The organism is uncultured Victivallis sp. (assembly GCA_944389935.1).
GTDB lineage: Bacteria > Verrucomicrobiota > Lentisphaeria > Victivallales > Victivallaceae > Victivallis.
This window is the reverse complement of record CALXOE010000001.1, coordinates 18,713-37,367: the sequence shown is the minus strand read 5'-3', so window position 1 is coordinate 37,367 and position 18,655 is coordinate 18,713. Positions and strand designations below refer to the sequence as shown.

Sequence of the window (18,655 nt, the reverse complement as noted above, 5' to 3'; positions counted from 1 at the left end):
AGAAAGGAACCAATTATGAGATATTCTGCCGCTTGGCTTCTCGGCCTGCTGACCGCAGGTATGGTTTTCGCAGCGGAGGCGGAAAATCGGACGGAGGATCCTTACGGCGTCTGCGCCCATGTCAGCCGCGCCGAATTGGAGATCGCGCCGCAGGAATTCCGGCTGATGAGAGAGTTGAACAGCAACTGGGCCCGCACGGATTTTGACTGGAAAGGAGTTGAGTCCAAACCGGGGACATGGGATTTCAGCCGTCTCGATCGGCTTGTTTCGATGGCGAAACAGTCGGAGATCAACATCCTGCCGATTCTCGACTACGATGTGCCGTGGGCAACTCCGGCGTGGAAACATCTCGACTCCTGGGGGGAATATGTCCGCCGCGTCGTGACCCGCTATGCGAAAGAACTGCGCTGCTGGGAGGCCTGGAATGAGCCGAACGGACGCGGTTTCTGGCGGGATGAACCGGATGGCGCTCATTATGCCCTTCTGCTGAAGCGCACCTGGGAGGAGGTCAAGAAGATCGATCCGGAACTGACCGTTCTTTACGGTGGCACTGCCGGGATTCCGCTCGATTTTATCGAGGATTCCCTTAAGGCCGGGGCGGCCGGGTACTTCGATGTGATGAACATTCATCCGTATCACTGGCGTGGTGTTCCGGAGACGATGTTTTCCCGGCTTCCGGAACTGCGTGCGCTGATGCGGAAGCATGGGGCTGGAGAGAAGCCGATCTGGATCACTGAAATCGGGTGGTCCACTCCGAAGCCATCACCGATTTACGTGGACGTGCTGCCTCCGGTTCTGGCGGAAATCGGAATTGATCCGGCTGCGTCGGCGGTCGCTGTCGTGAATGATCCGGATCTTGGATTTCCCGAGCTGCAGAATTTTGATGCGGATTTCCACTTCGGTATGTTCCGAAAGGTGGAACGCATCCGGTTGAGCGACCTGAAATCGCTGAATGTGAAACAGTTTCCGGTTCTGGTCCCCTCTTTGTCTGAGGAGTTCCCGATGTGTTTTCTGCCGGATGTGATCGCCTATGTAAAGCGCGGGGGGACGCTTCTGCTTCCGTCCGGACTGCCGTTCTACAAGGATTTTCAGATGGACGGCAGGGGCGGCGGCCGGTCGGTGCAGGTCAACGACAAATACCTGGCTGATCTGCACATCTCCTGGGAAGCTCACTGGACCGGAAAGGGCGTCCCCGAACAGGAGAAGCGGCAGAAAACCGCTTCCCGTTTTTCCGGAAAATTTTCGGTCGACTTCAAACCGACCGGTCGGTTTCTGACTGCGGCAAACCTGAAAGATGGCGATGAATTTATCCCGGTGATTGAAGCCGGAACCGACAGTTATACGGGAACCGTCTTCGCACTTTACAAACTCAACAGTGATTTGAAAGGGAACATCATCGTCTATACCGGGTTCGGAACAGCGAACACCGTTTCGGAGAAACGTCAGGCAGAGATGCTGCCGCGCACTTATCTTCTGGCTATGGCCAACGGCATCGAACGGATTTTCTGGTACAATCTTCGGGCGGGAGAGTGGAAACCGGATGAGATGGAACATCATTTCGGAATCGTTCATGCCGATCTGACGCCGAAATCCGCGTTCTGCGCCTATCGGACGTTGACTGCGATGTGCCCTGCCGGTTCCACCGTGCCGAACATCTCCGTTTGCGGAGAATGCCGCCTCGCCGGTTGGACGCGCCCGGACGGCGTGAACGTCTGGGCAGTGTGGACTCCGCGGTATCCGGAGGAAGTCAAGCTCAAGATAGGGGGAAAGGTCGCTGAAGCGGTGAATCACCTCGGGGAGAAACAGCCTGTCCCGGGAAACCGGTACACTGCGACGCCGGGAATTCTCTATCTGGTCGGCCCGGAATCGGTTTCGATTGATGTGCGCTGAGCGAACGGCTTGGAAACCAGGTCGGAAGCGGGACGGGTCAGCCGCCCCGCTTTTTTCACCGTCTTTCCGAAGCCGGTCCGGCGGAAGCCGTCCGGAGGAATGCTCAAAATCTGTTATGCCTGACAGACGAGGAAGGGGTTGCCCTCCGGATCGGTGCCGCGCCGGTATTCGACGATGCCGATCCGGATCGAATCCGGTTCGAGCGGGCAGCCGTTGTCGTCAAGTCTCCTGGCAAACTCCTCCAGATCCGGTACGGCGAATGCGAAGTTCGCCGCGGCCGAGGCGTGTTCCAGATACTCCGCCGCGCTCTTCTCCAACATCAGCGTCAGCTTCTCCCCCAGCAGAAAGACCACCGCAAACGTGCTGTCGAACACCGGTTCCCCGAGTCCGAGCAGATCTCGGTAGAAAATCCGGCAGCCGTCCAGGTCGTTCACCTTGAGTATCAGGCTGAAATACGCAGCATTCATCAATCGCTCTCCATAACTTTTCCGGCCCGGAGCCGCGGAGTCCTTTTTCACCCGTCCGAAATGTCCCCGGAATCCATAAAAAAACGGTTTTCAAACCGTTCCGCCTTGCCAAACCGTCTTTTGTGACTTAAATTATATATAGCTTTGTTTTCCGCGAAGTCAACTCCGGTTTTGCAAATAAGTTTAAAATAACCATAATGGAATCCGAAAAGGGGGTTTTCCGTGAATCACAACACTTATGCCAGCCCGCTGACCGACCGCTACGCCGGAGCGGAAATGAGTTATGTCTGGTCGCCGCAGTTCAAGCACTCAACCTGGAGGAGGCTCTGGCTCGAACTCGCGAAGTGTGAACAGAAACTCGGGCTGGAGATCACCGATTCCCAGATCCGCCAGATGTCCGAACACCTCGACGACATCGATTTCGACCGCGTCGCCGAAAAGGAGAAAGAACTTCGACACGACGTCATGAGCCATATCCACGTCTTCGGAGAATGCTGCCCGGAGGCGATGCCGATCATCCACCTCGGCGCCACAAGCTGCTTCGTAACCGACAACACCGAACTCATTCAGATGCGCGAGGGCATGAAGATTCTGCGCGGAAAACTTCTGAAACTCATGGCCCAGATGGCCGATTTCTGCGAGAAGAACCGCGAGCTGCCGACGCTCGGATTCACACATTATCAGCCCGCGCAGCTCACCACGGTCGGCAAACGCTTCTGCCTCTATCTGCAGGATTTCATGCTCGACTTCGAGCGGCTCGAGCGCGAGATCGAGGAACTGCCGTTCCGCAGCGTCAAGGGTACCACCGGAACCCAGGCGAGCTTTCTCGAGCTTTTCGACGGCGATCATGCGAAATGCCGGCAGCTTGAAAAAGATGTCGCCGCCGCGATGGGATTCGACCATGTGATCGCGGTTTCCGGACAGACCTACACGCGAAAAATCGACTACTTCGTCATGTCGATCCTTTCCGGCATCGCGCAGTCGGCCGCGAAGATGGCGACCGACATCCGGCTGCTTGCGAATCTGAAAGAGGTCGAGGAGCCGTTCGGCAAAAAACAGATCGGCTCCTCCGCGATGGCCTACAAACGCAACCCGATGCGCTGCGAGCGGGTCTGTTCGCTCGCGCGTTATGTCATGAATCTGCCCGGCAACGCTGCTATGACCGAGGCGACTCAGTGGTTTGAACGGACGCTCGACGACTCCGCAAACCGCCGGATCCTGCTCGGCGAGGGCTTTTTGACTGTTGACATCATCTTGTCGCTGCTCATCAACATCACGGACGGCATCCAGCTCTGGCCGAACGTGATCCGACGCCACATCCAGGCGGAACTGCCGTTCATGGCCACCGAGAATCTGCTGATGGCCGCAGTGAAAAAAGGCGGCAACCGGCAGGAGCTGCATGAGGTGATCCGCACCCATTCGATGGCAGCCGCCCGCCGCGTGAAAGAGGAGGGGGCCGACAACGATCTGCTCGAACGGCTCAAGGCCGATCCGGCGTTCGACTGCATCCGCGATGAATTCGATTCGCTGCTCGACCCTGCGACCTTTGTCGGCCGTGCGCCGCAGCAGGTCGAGGAGTTCCTCTCAGAGCAGATCCGTCCGATTCTCAACAAGTACCAGGCGGAACTCGCCGGGGCTTCCGCCGATTCCATCAATGTTTAACGGGGAGTGTTCATCATGGCTTTTCTGGATTTGAATTATCTCATTACAAACGAGACGGGCAGGGAACTCTTCGAGGCGATTCGGGATCTTCCGGTGGTCGACCCGCACAACCATGCCAACGTGAAGGAGATCGCCGAAAATACGAATTACAAGGATGCGTGGCAGCTTTTCGCCGCAACCGATCACTACGTCTGGGAGATGCTGCGCAAGCGGAACGTTCCGGAACGGCTCATCACCGGTGATGCCGCGCCGCGGGAGAAGTTTCTCACCATGGCGAAGATTTTCCCGGAACTGGCGGGCAACCCCGTCTATGAATGGATTCACCTCGATCTCAAGAACTATTTCGGCATTACGGAGCAGCTCGACGAAGAGAGCGGTGAACGGATCTGGAACGAGGTCAATGCGAAACTCGCGACCGATGCCTACCGTCCTCAGCAGCTGCTGACCGGTCCGCTGAATGTCGAAGTCATGAGCTCGACCGACGACCTCATCGATACGCTCGAGTATCATAAGCAGGTCAACGAGGCGGTCGGCCGCGTGCTGGTCCGCCCGACCTGGCGTCCGGACAAGGCGATGAAGATTTTCGCCCCGGGCTGGCGGGAGTATATCCGGCAGGTCGAGGAGCGGTTCAGCATGAAGATCGAGAGCTTCGACGACATGCTTGAGGCGATGGGTCGTTCGCACGCATTTTTCGCGGAGCACGGCTGCCGCGCCAGCGACCACGGGCTCGAATATCCGGTCTACGCCGACTGCGCGTTCGGGAATGTGAACGAGACGTTCCGCAAGGCCCTCGATGGAAAAGAGCTGAGCCAGGCCGAGATCGACTGCTACATGGGGACGTTCCTCGCGGAAGCCGCCGCGCTGAACGCCGAGACCGGCTGGGTGACGCAGCTGCACATCGGCGCGGTGCGTGACGTCCGGTATTCGCTTTACGAGTCGCTCGGGCCCGATGTCGGCGGGGATGTGTCGAATCATCTGCTCGATTTCACGCCGAATCTGGTCCGTTTCCTGAACCGGTTCGACGGCCGGCTCAAGGTTGTTCTCTACTGTATGGATGCGATTCACCAGATGACGCTGGCGACGCTGACGCGCGCATTCGGGGCGAATGTCTCGCTCGGATCGGCCTGGTGGCTGAATGACACGCCGATCGGTATGCGCCGTCAGCTTGAGTACATCGGATCGATCGATGTGCTGTCGAATTTCGCGGGAATGGTCTCGGATTCGCGCAAACTCCTGAGCTACGGATCGCGTTTCGAGATGTTCCGCCGCGTGCTCTCCGACGTGCTCGGCGGCATGGTTGAACGCGGTCAGATGCCGGAGAAGATCGCCCGGGAACTCGCCGTGCGGATGGCCTATACCGGAGTCAAGAGCTTCTGGAACTTGTAATCGGGCCGGGGAACGTGTATATTTTGTTCGTGTGAATGTTCCCGGACTCCGGGCTGGATTTCATTTTATATTGTTTGAAGGATTTGCGTATGAGCGAAAAGGTGAAGAGCGATTTGTACAAGGCTGCCGGCGTTGACATCGATCTGGCGACGACGCTGCTCGATCAGGTCAAGAAGAAATTTGCCGAGACCCGGCGGCCGGAAATGCTTGCGCCGGTCGGAGGATTCGGTGGATTGTTCCAGCTCGATCTGGCCAGATATAAGGAGCCGGTTCTGGTTGCGAGCATCGACGGCGTCGGTACAAAGCTGATGATTGCAATGATGATGGAAAAGTACGATACGGTCGGTCACGATATCGTGAATCACTGTATCAACGACATTTCCGTGCAGGGGGCTGAGCCGCTCTATTTTCTCGATTACATCGGAATCGGCAAGCTGCGCAGCCCGCTTTATGAGCATGTTCTGACCGGAATCGCGGACGCCTGCAAAGCTGCCAACTGCGCGATTCTCGGCGGTGAGACCGCGGAGATGCCCGGCATGTACGGCAACGATTTCGATCTGGTCGGCGTGATCACCGGAGTGGTCGAGAAGTCGAAGATGATCACCGGCGAAAAGATCCGCCCGGGTCACGTGGCGATCGGTTTCGGGTCGAACGGCCTGCATACGAACGGGTTCAGTCTCGCCCGCAACATCTTCTTCTCGCAGTGCGGCTACACGGTCAAGACCTACCTCGAGGAGCTCGGGGAGACCGTCGGAGAGGCGTTGCTCAAACCGCACATCTGCTACTACCCGGCGATCCGGGCCGCGCAGGATGCGGATCTGCCGCTGCACGGCATTGCGCACATCACCGGGGGCGGGCTCTACGACAACGTGCCGCGCATTCTGCCGGATGATGTCTCGGTGGTGTTCCGTACGGATGTGCTGCCGATTCCGCCGGTGTTCAAAGTGCTGGTGGAAAAGGGGCATGTCGACCCGGTCGAGGCGTATCGCGTGTTCAACATGGGCGTGGGCATGGTCTGGTTCGTGCCGGAGAAAGCGGTGGATCAGGCTCTCGAGATCGCCCGCGGCAAGGGGTTCACGGTCGGCGTGATCGGCGAGGTCGTTCCCGGCCATCGCGACGTGCGGATTCATTGATTATCGAGGTGCCGCGGCAACTCCTGCTGCCGCGGCGCGGGTCCGGGTACGGAGGAACGGCGCTATGCCGCTCCCTGAGCGCGACGGATGGAGGGGTGACGGGCAATGGTTGATTTTTCCAGAATATCCGGGTCGATCAGAATCCGGGGCAGAGTCGAACGGTCGCTGCGCAAGACGTTTGCCCGTGCCGTTGCTTTGTTCAGCGGAGACAGCGAGGAGCCTGCCGACGAGGTGGAACTGGCGCGACGGAGAGCGTTCCTGTCGCTGGTCAGAACGGTCCTGGAAAGCCGCAAGCCGATGGGCGAAGCGGAGATCGATCTGTTTCGCCGACTGCTCTCCGAAGACTTCTCGCCGTTCAAGATCGAACGGATGATCTCGGATCTCGGACGGGCGCCGATCACCACGGCGGAGGAGGCTGCGCCGCTGTTTCAGGCGCAGCCGGAGGAGGACCGGGAGCGTCTGATCCGGCTGCTGCTGATTCTCGCGGCGGGCAGTGATTGCCTGGAGGAGAGTTCGCCCCTGATCGATGATCTTGCCGCCAGGTTCGGTTTTTCCGGAGAGCTCATCTCCCGGATGCGCGATGAGGTTGTTGAAGCGCAGCGGCGCCGGATGCGCATTCTGCGGTCGGGGGCGGGAGTCCTCGTTGCGCTGATTGTGATCGCGGTGTTCATTCTGACTGCGACCCTGCTGCGTTCGGTGATTTTCGGATTGATCGCCGCCTATGTGATGCTCCCGCTCGAAAAATATTTTGAGCGGAGATTGTACCGGAAAAAGGGGATCGGCTATTTGATTTTCCGGGTTGTGGATTTCATTTACGCCCCGTTGCGCAATCTTGCCGCCAGACTCCAGCGCCGCGGTCGCGGCGGACAGCCGGACGAGGTGGAAATCCGGAAGCGGGCTGCTCGTAAGATCATCACGCAGGCCGTGACGCTGACCTGCGGCGTCATGTTGATTTTCGTGATTCTGCTTGTGAGCGGGATCTCCCTGTTGACAAACCACTATTTTCAGAATTTGAAAGGCTGGACTCGCGCGCAGATGGCGGAGAGCAGTTCCCGCCTTTCGGTCGCCGAGCCGGTGGTGGCGACGGAGTCCGGAGTTCCCGGGAAAGCGGAATCGGTTCCGGCGAGGACGGTGGTTCCGGGAGAGGACGGAATCTGGACGAACGGCGCCGGGAAGCTGATTGAACAGGGGCTGATTTATCTGGAACGGTTGCGTGAGCGGTTTCAGAGTCTGCCGCTGGTGAAATGGGGGCTCGACCAGATCAGCCGGATTCTGCACGATGAATCCGCGCAGCGGGAGCTTGCGGGGTATCTTCTGCAGCGGACAGGGGGATTGTTCTCGTTCACTGCGGGGGTGATCGGTACGATCGGGGTTGTGATTACCGATCTGCTGCTGGCGATTTTCTTCTTCCTGCTTTTCCTGATGAAACTCGCGGAGTTCTGCGGCCCGGGCGACGATCCGAATCGGCAGCGGCAGAGCGAGTATCTGGTGAGGACCGTGTTCAACGGCAACTGGCTGCCGGGGGCGAGCCCCGAAACCGTGGCGGAGGCGCAGCGGATCATCGGGGAGGTCATCAATAAATTACGGGTCTGGGTGCGCGGCTATCTGACGTTGATGGTTGTCGATGCGACGGTGTACACGACGGCGTTTTTCTTTCTTGGTGTGCCCTATTTTGCTCTGCTCGGGCCGCTGGCGGGCTGCGGAATTCTGCTGCCGTACATCGGGCCGATTCTGTCGGCGCTGGTGACGATTCTGGTGACGCTGGCGGTCGGCGGTTCTTCCGTGAGCGGGCTGCAGCTTGCGGGAATCATTGCGACCTATCTGATTTACAACGGTGTGATTGAACAGTTCATTCTGTACCCGGCGGTGATTGGTGAATCGCTCGGGCTTACGACGCTCGAGACGATCATCGTGGTGTTGCTCGGTGCGATTTTTGCCGGAATTCCGGGCATGATTCTGGCGCTGCCGGCGGCATCGGTGATCAAATATCTGGTGCCGCAGATCTATCACACATGGGGGCGCGCGGTGTCACCGCAAAAAGGAGCGGGAGAATGAGGTTGCGGAAATCTCTGATGCCGTTTGCGGCATCCATCGGCGGTCTGCTGCTGGTGTCGGGTTGTTCCAGTGAGATCTCCGTGACTCGAGTGGGCGCGAGTGGCCGGATCGGATACGGTGAGTCGATCACTCCCGCCGGAATTTCGCAGGAGACGAACAATCTGCTCGGGAACTTCCTGCTGGAAGAGACGTTTGAAGAGCGGCCGACTGAACTTGTTATGGAGCTGGAGGAGCTGTTCCGTTCTGAGCCGCAGCCCGGTTATCTGGCGGCTCTGGCGGATTGCTCGCTGAACATCGGGCTGCGGTACCGCAGCGACCCGGATACAGCGGCGCGGTATTACCTTTCCGCGGCATTGTACAGTTACGGCTATCTGGCGGCCCTCGACCGGCCCGATCTGGAGCCGTACAATGCCGAACGGCTGTTGATGATGCGGATCTACAATCTGGCGACGACGGAGCTTTTCGATTATCTGCATCGGCGCGGGCTGCATCTGAAGTCGTCTTTCTCGTTGAATGCGGCGGGGGGGCAGCGGGTGAACTTCCAATCTCCGGAATTTGAGTTGCCGCTCGCACCGGAACATTTCGGTGATTATCTTCTCTGCGCGGACTACCGGACGAAGAATCTCACTCACATCAGCCGCAGTTTCGGGGTGGGAGCTCCGCTGATCTGCGAGTTGACGGAAGATGCGATCAGAGAGGGCGGCCAGACCCGTTTTGCCGAACAGCAGACGTTGCCGGCGACACTGCTGATCCGGTTTGAGATGCCGGAACGGGGGGTGTTGAATGCGCGGTTGCTTTATCTCGATTCAAAAAACCGGGAGACCGTGCGGCTGGGGAAATACAATCTGCCCGTGGAACAGGATTTTTCGACGCCGCTGGCCTACATGGTGCGCAATCCGCTGCCGTTCGATTATCTGACCTACATGCTCCGTCCGGAGGCGACGCGGCAGATGCAGGGGTTGTATATGTTCGAGCCGTTCCGTGAGGATCGGATTCCGGTTGTTCTGGTTCATGGTCTGATGTCCAATATCCGTACCTGGATGCAGTTGATCAACACGCTGCAGAGCGATCCGGTGCTGCGGAAGCATTATCAGTTCTGGGGATTCACCTATTCGAGCGGAAATCCGGTGCTGCTTTCCGCGAAGATGCTGCGGGACGATCTGCTGCTGGAGGAGGAGCGGCTGCGCGAGTCGGGTCGTTCGACGGAGATGTTTTCCCGCATGGTGATTGTGGGCCATTCGATGGGCGGGCTGGTCGCGAAAACGATGGCGATGAATTCCGGTGACCGGCTGCTGGAGTCGGTCCTCGGAGAGGACTATCAGGAAAAACTCGAAGGCCTTGAGCCGGAACAGCGGCTTTTCGTCGAGGAGATGATGAATTTTGAAGCGTTGCCGTTTGCAAAACGGTTGGTCTTCTTTGCGGTTCCGCATCATGGATCGGAGATGGCGCAGAGTTGGATTGCGCATCTCGGTTCCTCTCTGATCCGGCTTCCGGTCACGCTTGTGACGCGCGGAGAGGGGATTTTCAAGGCGCTGATGGATCATGGTGTATTCATGCCGGATGATACGAAGTTCGCAACCGGGATCGACAATCTTGATCCCGACAACCGGATGCTGAATTTTCTAAGATCGCTGCCGTTTGCGCCGGGTGTCGTCTACCATTCCGTCATCGGCAACCGCGAAGAGGACGGGGTGCCGGGCGGCAGCGATGGAATTGTCCCGTATCTGTCGAGTCATCTGGACGGGGCGGCAAGTGAACTTGTGGTGAAGTCCGGTCACAGCGTACAGGTCAATCCGCTGGCGATTCAGGAGTTGCGGCGGATTCTGATCGAGCATCTGCGCCAGTTCCCGGAGCTCAAGGTGGACCTGCCGAAATTCCCGGACAAGGTGGGCAATGAAACGAAAAATCCACGTTGATCGGAAATTTCTGCTGCGGCTCGGAGTCCGCATCCCTCTGTTTGCCGGGATCGCTCTGATCGGCCTCTGGAGTGCCGGAGCGGTTTTCTATGCGTTTCACTGGTCCGGGGCCATGACTGCGGTATACAGCGGGCTGCTGCTGGGGTTCTGGATCGGGGGATTCCGGCTCCGGAAACTGTTGCTGATTCCGACGGGGATGGCGTGTGCCGTGATGGTTGCGTTTGCAGCGATGACGCCGGAACGTGTATTTGCAGAGACCGTGTGGCAGGCTCCCTGGGGGAGGGTCCCGTCCGTGGAATATACGGGGGGTGTGACCACGTTGCGGAATGTGCGCGACTTCCGTTACCGCAGTGTGGACGATTACGATATTCGTTACGTGGATTTCCATTTCGATCCGGCGACTGTGCGAAGTGTCGACGTCGCGGTGTCGCACTGGGACGGTATGCAGGCGATCGCCCATACGATGCTTTCGTTCGGGTTCGAGGACGGACGGTATCTGGCGGTGTCGATGGAGACGCGGCTGCCGGTCGGTGTGGAACAGGGATTTCTGCCGGGCTTTTATCGCCAGTATGAACTGCTGATGGTGCTGGCCACGGAGGAGGATCTGTTCAAGCTGCGCACGAATTACCGACGCGAGGAGCTCTATCTCTATCGGACCAATGCGACTGCCGGGCAGGCGCGGGTTCTGCTGGATTATATTGTGCAGCGGGCCGATTCGCTGTCGAGACATCCGGAGTTCTACAACAGCATTGCGCGGAACTGTACGACGAGTCTGGCGCCGCTGTTGCGCGTGATCGACCCGAGTTTCGAGGGGGATCTGCGGCTGCTGCTGAATGGTTTCTCCGACGAGCTGCTGTTCGAGCTCGGTTATCTGAAATGCCGGGAGGGCGAGACGTTCGCCGAACTCAAGGCGCGTCGCCTTGCTGACCGCTACGTTTTGTCGGAGTCCGATCTCCCGTATTCTACTCAGATCCGGACCAACCTGTGATGGCGGAGGTAAACCGTTTAACTCGGGACGCAAAACGGAGAAAAGCTCTCTTTTTCCGTAAAAAAAGGGCAAAAGACATTCAAAAACGCATTTTTTTGGAAAAAAATTGAAAAAAAAAAAGAAAAACTCTTGCATATTTGAAGATTCTTTGCTAAAATATAGGTAACGAGCACGGATTCGTCTTTCTAAGTATTGGCATTATAAAGACGGAGCCGGGGTTTGAAATCAATCAATAGGGAGATAAAAATGAAGAAAAGTCGTGGGTTTACCCTCATCGAACTCCTCGTCGTGATCGCGATTATCGCGATTCTGGCGGGAATGCTGCTGCCGGCCCTGAACCAGGCGCGCGAACGCGCTCGTCGTATTTCCTGCGTCAGCAACATGAAGCAGATCGGTCTCGCTCTTGCGCAGTATGCCGGTGACTTCGACAGCCGTCTGCCGGAAAAAGCGTTCAACGAAGGCTTGGAAGAGCTTCGTTCGAGCGGTGTGCTGACCGACTATGCGGTCTACCTCTGCCCGTCCACCACCTCCTCGGCTCAGACCGGCACCGCTGCGCTGAGCACCACGAACTGCGACTATGCCTACTGCCCGAACATGATGATGGGCGACTCGACCAAGTTCGGTCGTTCCGATTCCGGCGTCGCGGCTGATATGGCTGACGGCAACGAGAGCGGAAACCGCAACGGTAATTCCCCGAACCACACCGATTACGGCAACATCCTGTTCCTCGGCGGCAACGTCAATGGATTCAGCACCAGCCGTTGGTACACCAGAGCGAACCGCGGTTACACCCCGGATATCTATCCGAACACCAACATCGACGGTAAGGCTGAGTAATCAGTTTTCAACTGATTTACGAAACGTGAAAGGGGAGGCGGCAACGCCTCCCTTTTTTATCATTCTGAATTCGTTTTGAATCCATGTTCGACTGCCGCAATGAAAAAATTCTCCGCGGAGCGGCTGCGTTTCTGCTGTTTGCTCTGCCGTTCTCGTTTCCGCTGGCGTTCGGAAAGATCTGGATGGGACTGGTTCCGTTGTTCGGAGAGGCTCCCGGTGTTGATTTTTCGATTCTGGCTCTGCTTTCGACCGGTGCGATTGTTCTGGCATTTCCGTTTTTGAAACCGCTGGCGAAGCAGCCGGAGCTGGTCCGCATTCTGTTTGTCGGGAGCGGAGCAGGATGCCTTGTTGTCTTGCTGCAGCAGGGGTTGTTCGGGTGGAATGCGGTCTCGCTGCTGTCGGGAATCGCGTGTTTTCTGGTTCCGATTGCCGGGCTGCTGCTCGCCCGTGAATTGCGGCGGATTCTGCCGATTTTCTTTTCGATACTGATTTGTGTCAGCGGAATCATGATGTTTCATGAGTATTTCCGCGAGAAGTTCGCTGTCGGACTGGCGGGCAACTGGAATTGGAACTGGACGCTTCTGACGGCAGCAGCCCCCGGCCTCGCTTTTTTTCTGCGGGATCGGCGCCGGAAGATCGCGGTGGGAATCGTTCTGGCTTTTGCGGTCGCATTCGGGCAGTATTTGTTTTGCGGGTATTACTCCTCCCGGGGGACGGTGATTGCGGCTCCCGCGGCAGCGGCCACGCTCGGAGCTGCATGGTTTCTGCACCGGCAGCCCCGGTTCAGGAAAGGTTTTGCGGTTGTTGCGATCCTGCTGGTCCTTGCGGTCGGAAGTGGGATTTATTATGGAGTGCGCTCCGGGTATTTTTCCGAACGGTTGCCTGGCGAAAATCGGTTGATGGTCTGGCAGGGGAGTTTGGCGCTCGGGGAAGCTCACTGGCTTTCCGGTGTCGGTCAGGATCGTTATGAGGGGGAAATCGCACCGTTTCTGCCGGTGAGTTATTTCGATTCCGATCTGGCGACTGATCGTCATCCGCATCCGCACAATGAGCTGCTGTTCTACTGGTGCAGCTTCGGGGTTGTTGGAATTCTGTGGTGGCTGCTGACTCTCTGGATCGGCATTCGGAGCGCAGTTTTGCGGCAGCGCCGGGATGAGTTGACTTTGCTGGCGCTCTGGGGCTGGTGGCTGCTGTTTTTCCATGGAGAAATTGACGTTCTGCTGCAAACCCCGTTGGCAGGCGGTCTTTTTCTGCTTTTGACCGGAATGCTGGCCGGAACGGGAGTCCGTCGGGTGAAAAAATGGTCGGTGGGGCGGATCCAGATTGCCGTTGCGGTCGGATGTGCGATCGTCGCTGTCGTATTCTTCTTCCTGAACCTCTGCGGTGGGTGGTATTGCCGGAGCGGCAAGCTTGCGTTGCTTGCGGGGGATCCGGAGACTGCGCGGCGCGATCTCCGGCGAAGTGTCTCGATCCGGCCGACGGCAGAGAATCTGTACACACTGGCGACTGTGGAGCTGTTTGATTTCCAGAACCCGGTCGGTGCCGGGGAGGCGCTCCTGCGAATCCGGGACGATCTGCGGCTTTCCTCTTACGCGCACAGCTCCGGACGGTTGGCGCGTGCGTTCGCGGCGCGCGGGAAACTGGAGGAGTCGCTGCCGTTTTTCGCTGCGGAACAGGAGAATTTTCCCCGCAGTGCCGTAAATTTGTTCCTGTGGCAATCCGTGCTGCGCCAACTGGGGCGGACAACGGAGGCGGACGAGATGCTCGGTTTATGGCGGGAGCTGTTGAAAATCAAAGGGATCGGTCCGGAAGAGTTCCCTTGGTTGATGCAGAATCAGCTGCTTGACGACAGTCCGCAGGAACTCCGATTCTTTTTGAACAGGGAGCGTAAATGATGAGTCTGCATGAATGGATTCTTTCGATGCAGGGTGCATGGTATGAGCCGGCGGCCGCTTTTCTGGTGCTGCTGCTTGCCGGTTACGGCATCGGATTTCCGATTCTGCGGAAACTGGGGGGGGAGCCGGAGCGACGCGGAATCGGCTTGCTGGCGCTGGTCGTGGGAATGGATCTGCTGGCGATTGTTTTCCGATTCGGGGATTATGCGGTGATTCACCTCCCGGGCGCGTGGTTGTGGGGGATCGCTGTTTGTCCAGCTGCTTATGGCGGCTGGCTGCTGATCCGGCAGGCGCGTGGATTCCGCAAAATCGACTGGATACTCTGGGGCGGCGTTTTGCTGCTGGCTGCGATTGCGGCGGCTCCGGCTTTTGTGCCGCCCTTTTCGTGGGATGAGCAATCCTATCAGGTGGCGTTGATGTACCGGTATCTCCGGCAGGGATCGACAGCCGTATTGGCGGACAATCCCTATTCCGCGCTTTCGTCGATGCCGCATTTCCTGATGCTCTGGGGGGTGAAACTGGGGGGACTGAATTTTCCCCGGCTGCTGATTCTCGGCACATACCTGATCGCGCTGCCGTGGATCTATCTTCTGCTCGAGCGTTTCGGGAAAAAAACGGCATGGATTCTGACGGCTGCTTTTTTGTTTTCTCCGCTGACCGGGGGGATGCTGCGGGAGGTTTATCTGGAGTCATTTATCCTGCTGAATCTGCTCGCCGGGGCCGAAGCGATCCGACAGTTCCGCAGTCGGTTGACATCTCTGGCGCTGCTGACCGGATTTGCGGCGGGGATGGCGACGGCGGTGAAGATCACCGGTGCATCTGCATCGCTGGTGGTGATCTGCCTGTTTTTCTGTGTGCTGGCGTTCGACCGGATTCCGCGCCGCCGGGTTGCTGTTGCGCTCGGCTGGTTTGCTCTGGCCGGAGCGGTTGCCGCCGTTCCGTTTTATCTGCGGCCGCTGCTGGCGGCGCGGAATCCGTTTTATCCTTTCGGTTCGGCTTTGCTGGATCCGACCTCTCCTGCGGCGGCCGTGGAAGTCTACCACTCTCTGCTCGGAACGAGCCGGTTCGGTTTGAGCGGAATGGAAGCGTTGTTTTCCTCCTGGGTCACAATCGCCTACCGTATGGAGATTTACGACGGGTATGTCCTCGGCTGGCAATTCCCTCTGATGATTCTGATCGGAGTGGTCGGCTGGTATCTTGCAGCTCGCCGATTCCGTGCGAAAGGAAAAGCGTTTATCTGGGCGGGGATGGGAGTTCTGCTCTTTTATTGCTTCTGGTGTTTCAGTTCCCAACAATCGCGCTTTATTTTGCCGTTTTACTTTCTGGTCCTGTTTCTGGCAGGGGCGGGTCTCAAGTTTCTGCCGACGTTTCAGCGGAATTTTGCTCTGGGAGCGATTGTGGTCGCGACGCTGATTTCGTTTCAACCGGAAGTCTGGAAAAATTTCTATTATGCCTGGCGTTCCCTCGAGGTCGGCAGAAAAGCACCGGTTGAGTTTGTCCGGTTTGGTTCGCGAGAGCGGGAATATATGAATACGCTTTCTTTTCTGGCGGATTCACTTCCGCAGGAAGCGCGGGTTATGCTGATTTTCGACCGGCGCGGGCTCTACATGCCGCGAGATTACGTGTTGGGTACGCCATTTTTTCAGGAGGAGTATTTTACCCCGGTACCGGATTCGGCGGAGGAGGTTTATGAAAGGCTCCGGAGCGATCAAATCAGCCATCTTGTGATTCTGACCGGTGGTGAATCGCCGCGGAATCCCGATCCCATTTCGGATTTCGACGTGCAGAATGCGCAGTTGACGGATCGTCTCCTTGATCTTATGAAACAGGGCAGACTTGAATTTGTTCCTGTTCCGGAAAGCGGACGCTACCTGTTGTTGAAAGTCGTATACTGACGGTGTATATTAACGCGGGATTTATCAACGATTTCAATCTGGGACGATCATGGACGAGAATAATCTTGCAATACGGCGTGAATTGCTGAAAAGCGCCCGTCAGGTGGTGGTCAAGGCCGGAACCCGGCTGCTGACCAGTCAGGAGGCGATAGCCGAACTTGTATCCGGCATCGATCTGCTTCGGCGGGATGGCCGTCGGGTTCTTCTGGTGACTTCCGGTGCGGTCGGCATGGGAATGCGCGCACTGAATTTGGCGAAGCGGCCGAAAGAGCTTGCTCAGGTGCAGGCACTTGCCGCGATCGGGCAGAGCCGGCTGATGGCGATTTACGAGGAAGAGTGCCGGAAGCGCGGTTTTCTGACTGCACAGTTGCTGCTGACTGCCTCTGATCTGCGGAATCGGGAGCGTTACTTGAATGTGATGAACTGCATCGGAGCGTTGTGGGACGCGGGGGTGCTGCCGATCGTGAACGAGAATGACTCGGTCTCGGTGAGCGAGCTGAAGTTCGGTGACAATGATACGTTGGCGGGAATGCTCGCCTCGCTCACGGATTCGCGGTTGACGGTGATTCTGACGACCGAACAGGGGTTGCGCCGACGCAACGGGGACGGCACGCTCGGTGAGCGGATCTCGGTGGTGAAAGAGGTTTCCGATTCGGTTCGTGCCATGGCCGGCGGCACTGATAACTCGGAGTTTTCGATCGGCGGAATGAGCTCGAAAATCCATGCGGCTGAACTTGTTACCGCATCAGGAGAGTATCTCTGGATCGCGGACGGGCGTGAGCCCGGAGCGCTTGGGCGGATTCTGGCCGGAGAAGATATCGGCACGGTATTTCTGCCGCGCGCCCGCCGGATTCCGGGGCGCAAACGGTGGATCCGTTTTTTCAGCCGGGTCTCGGGTTCGCTTCTGGTGGATGCGGGCGCGGCGAAAGCGGTTCGGGAACAGGGGCGCAGTCTGCTGCCCTCCGGTGTGAAATTCGTTTCGGGCGAGTTCAAGCGCGGCGACACCGTCGAGATCGCCGGACCGGACGGTGTGCCGTTTGCGCGCGGTCTGGTGAATTTCGATGCGGCTGAATGCCTGCGGATCTGCGGGAAGAGCTCGGCATGCGTTCACTCGATCCTCGGACCAAATGTAGATGAGGAACTCATTCATCGCGATAACCTTACGTTGAATCTGCCATGAAGATCCATATCAAGACCTACGGCTGCCAGATGAACGAGCGTGACTCCGAGGCGCTGGCCGGAATGTTGACCGCAGCGGGTCACACGATGGTCGACGCCGAGGAGGAAGCCGATGTTCTTCTGTTCAATACCTGCAGCGTTCGTGAACAGGCCGAGCGTAAGGCGATCGGCAAAATCGGTTATATGAAGAAACTCAAGGCGAAGAACCCCGATCTCGTCATCGGCGCGCTCGGCTGCATGGCGCAACGCCTTGGAAATGAATTGTTGAACGAACTTCCGCATCTTGATTTCGTGCTGGGCACCGGGCAGCTGCATACGCTCGTACCGCTGATTGAGTCGATCCGGGCGGACCGTCACCAGGTTGCGTCGATCGCGGAGTCGGTCGATGTGCTGACCGGGATGGGCAGCCACTACCGGCCGTCGGGAGATTCGTCCGGTTTCAAGGCGCAGATCGCGATCACGCGCGGCTGCAACCGGTTCTGCAGTTACTGTATTGTGCCGTATGTGCGCGGTCGGGAGATCAGCCGGGAACCGGAGGATGTCATTGCCGAGGCGCGCATGCTGGTCGCCGACGGCGCCCGGGAGATTATGCTGCTCGGCCAGAACGTCGCGGCTTACGGCTGGGGTGGGAACATCAATCCTCCGCCATCGGGAGTTTCGCCGTTCGCCGACCTGCTTGAAGAGCTCGACCGGATTCCGGAACTGCTGCGGATACGTTTCACATCGCCATATCCGACCTACTTCAACGATCGGCTGATCGGAGTGATTGCGTCGAGCCGGACGGTATGCCACAATATTCATCTGCCGCTGCAATCCGGGTCGGATCGGATTTTGCGGGCGATGAATCGACAGTACACGGCGGATGGCTACCGGCAGGTGGTGCGTGCGATCCGGAGTGCGATTCCGGATGTGACGTTTTCGACCGACGTGATCGTCGGATTTCCCGGGGAGACGGAGGAGGATTTCCTGCTCACCCGGGATCTGATGAATGAGGTTGGATATGATAACAGCTTCATTTTCAAGTATTCACCGCGTCCCGGCGCGAAATCGGCGCAGGTCGCTGATTCCGTGCCGCAGGAAGTGAAAGAGAAACGCAACGCGATTCTGCTCGACGATCTGAAAACGCGCGTCGCCGCTTCCCTGCGCACACAGGTCGGAAGTGTCCAGGAAATTCTGGTCGAGGGGACGAGTCCGCGCAATCCGGAGCGCTGGTGCGGGCGGACCGGGACGAACCGAATGGTGCATTTTCTGCCGGAGTCCGGAGTGAAACCCGGTACGCTGCGTCAAGTCAGAATCACCCGGGCCGGGAGCGTCTCTTTGTTCGGCGAGTTGCTTTAAGAATTTTTTCATGG

At 57.9% G+C, this 18,655-nt stretch carries 13 protein-coding genes; 12 read left to right on the top strand and 1 reads right to left on the bottom strand.

The window, feature by feature from the left end:
* Positions 1–15 precede the first annotated feature (15 nt).
* The gene (locus Q0J85_RS00155; protein ID WP_294477059.1) at positions 16–1,890 is read left to right on the top strand and encodes a beta-galactosidase; all 1,875 of its coding nucleotides are present in this window, start codon (positions 16–18) and stop codon (positions 1,888–1,890) included.
* A 113-nt stretch (positions 1,891–2,003) separates the two neighbouring features.
* On the opposite strand, the gene Q0J85_RS00150 is transcribed toward Q0J85_RS00155, so the two are convergent.
* On the bottom strand, positions 2,004–2,357 hold the full coding sequence (locus Q0J85_RS00150; RefSeq protein ID WP_294477057.1) for a VOC family protein: 354 nt from the start codon (positions 2,355–2,357) through the stop codon (positions 2,004–2,006).
* Positions 2,358–2,579: 222 nt separating this feature from the next.
* On the opposite strand from Q0J85_RS00150, the gene purB reads away from it, so the two are divergent.
* The 11 genes from purB to miaB all read left to right on the top strand — a co-directional run bounded on the left by purB (position 2,580) and on the right by miaB (position 18,641).
* On the top strand, positions 2,580–4,019 hold the full coding sequence (purB, locus tag Q0J85_RS00145; RefSeq protein ID WP_294477055.1) for an adenylosuccinate lyase: 1,440 nt from the start codon (positions 2,580–2,582) through the stop codon (positions 4,017–4,019).
* Positions 4,020–4,034: 15 nt separating this feature from the next.
* On the top strand, positions 4,035–5,405 hold the full coding sequence (gene uxaC, locus Q0J85_RS00140) for a glucuronate isomerase (protein ID WP_294477053.1): 1,371 nt from the start codon (positions 4,035–4,037) through the stop codon (positions 5,403–5,405).
* Positions 5,406–5,494: 89 nt separating this feature from the next.
* Positions 5,495–6,538: a phosphoribosylformylglycinamidine cyclo-ligase gene (gene purM, locus Q0J85_RS00135; RefSeq protein ID WP_294477050.1), complete on the top strand. Its 1,044-nt coding sequence runs from the start codon at positions 5,495–5,497 to the stop codon at positions 6,536–6,538.
* A gap of 105 nt (positions 6,539–6,643) precedes the next feature.
* A complete protein-coding gene (locus Q0J85_RS00130; RefSeq protein WP_294477048.1) occupies positions 6,644–8,593 on the top strand; it encodes an AI-2E family transporter in 1,950 nt (649 codons plus the stop codon).
* 17 nt (positions 8,594–8,610) lie between these two features.
* Positions 8,611–10,509 carry an alpha/beta fold hydrolase gene (locus Q0J85_RS00125; RefSeq protein WP_294477047.1) on the top strand — a complete coding sequence of 633 codons (1,899 nt, stop codon included), beginning with the start codon at positions 8,611–8,613 and terminating at the stop codon, positions 10,507–10,509.
* Positions 10,487–11,497, top strand: coding sequence for a DUF4105 domain-containing protein (locus Q0J85_RS00120; RefSeq protein WP_294477045.1), 1,011 nt, complete (start codon positions 10,487–10,489; stop codon positions 11,495–11,497). The genes Q0J85_RS00125 and Q0J85_RS00120 overlap by 23 nt, the downstream gene beginning before the upstream one ends.
* Before the next feature lie 246 nt (positions 11,498–11,743).
* Positions 11,744–12,334: a type II secretion system protein gene (locus tag Q0J85_RS00110; RefSeq protein ID WP_367274560.1), complete on the top strand. Its 591-nt coding sequence runs from the start codon at positions 11,744–11,746 to the stop codon at positions 12,332–12,334.
* 83 nt (positions 12,335–12,417) lie between these two features.
* On the top strand, positions 12,418–14,229 hold the full coding sequence (locus tag Q0J85_RS00105; RefSeq protein WP_294477043.1) for an O-antigen ligase family protein: 1,812 nt from the start codon (positions 12,418–12,420) through the stop codon (positions 14,227–14,229).
* Entirely contained in the window at positions 14,226–16,124 is a 1,899-nt protein-coding gene (locus Q0J85_RS00100) for a hypothetical protein (RefSeq protein ID WP_294477038.1), read from the top strand. The genes Q0J85_RS00105 and Q0J85_RS00100 overlap by 4 nt, the downstream gene beginning before the upstream one ends.
* A gap of 49 nt (positions 16,125–16,173) precedes the next feature.
* The gene (gene proB / locus Q0J85_RS00095; protein ID WP_294477036.1) at positions 16,174–17,304 is read left to right on the top strand and encodes a glutamate 5-kinase; all 1,131 of its coding nucleotides are present in this window, start codon (positions 16,174–16,176) and stop codon (positions 17,302–17,304) included.
* The gene (gene miaB, locus Q0J85_RS00090; protein ID WP_294477035.1) at positions 17,301–18,641 is read left to right on the top strand and encodes a tRNA (N6-isopentenyl adenosine(37)-C2)-methylthiotransferase MiaB; all 1,341 of its coding nucleotides are present in this window, start codon (positions 17,301–17,303) and stop codon (positions 18,639–18,641) included. Before proB ends, miaB begins: the two co-directional genes overlap by 4 nt.
* The last annotated feature ends 14 nt before the right edge of the window (positions 18,642–18,655 follow it).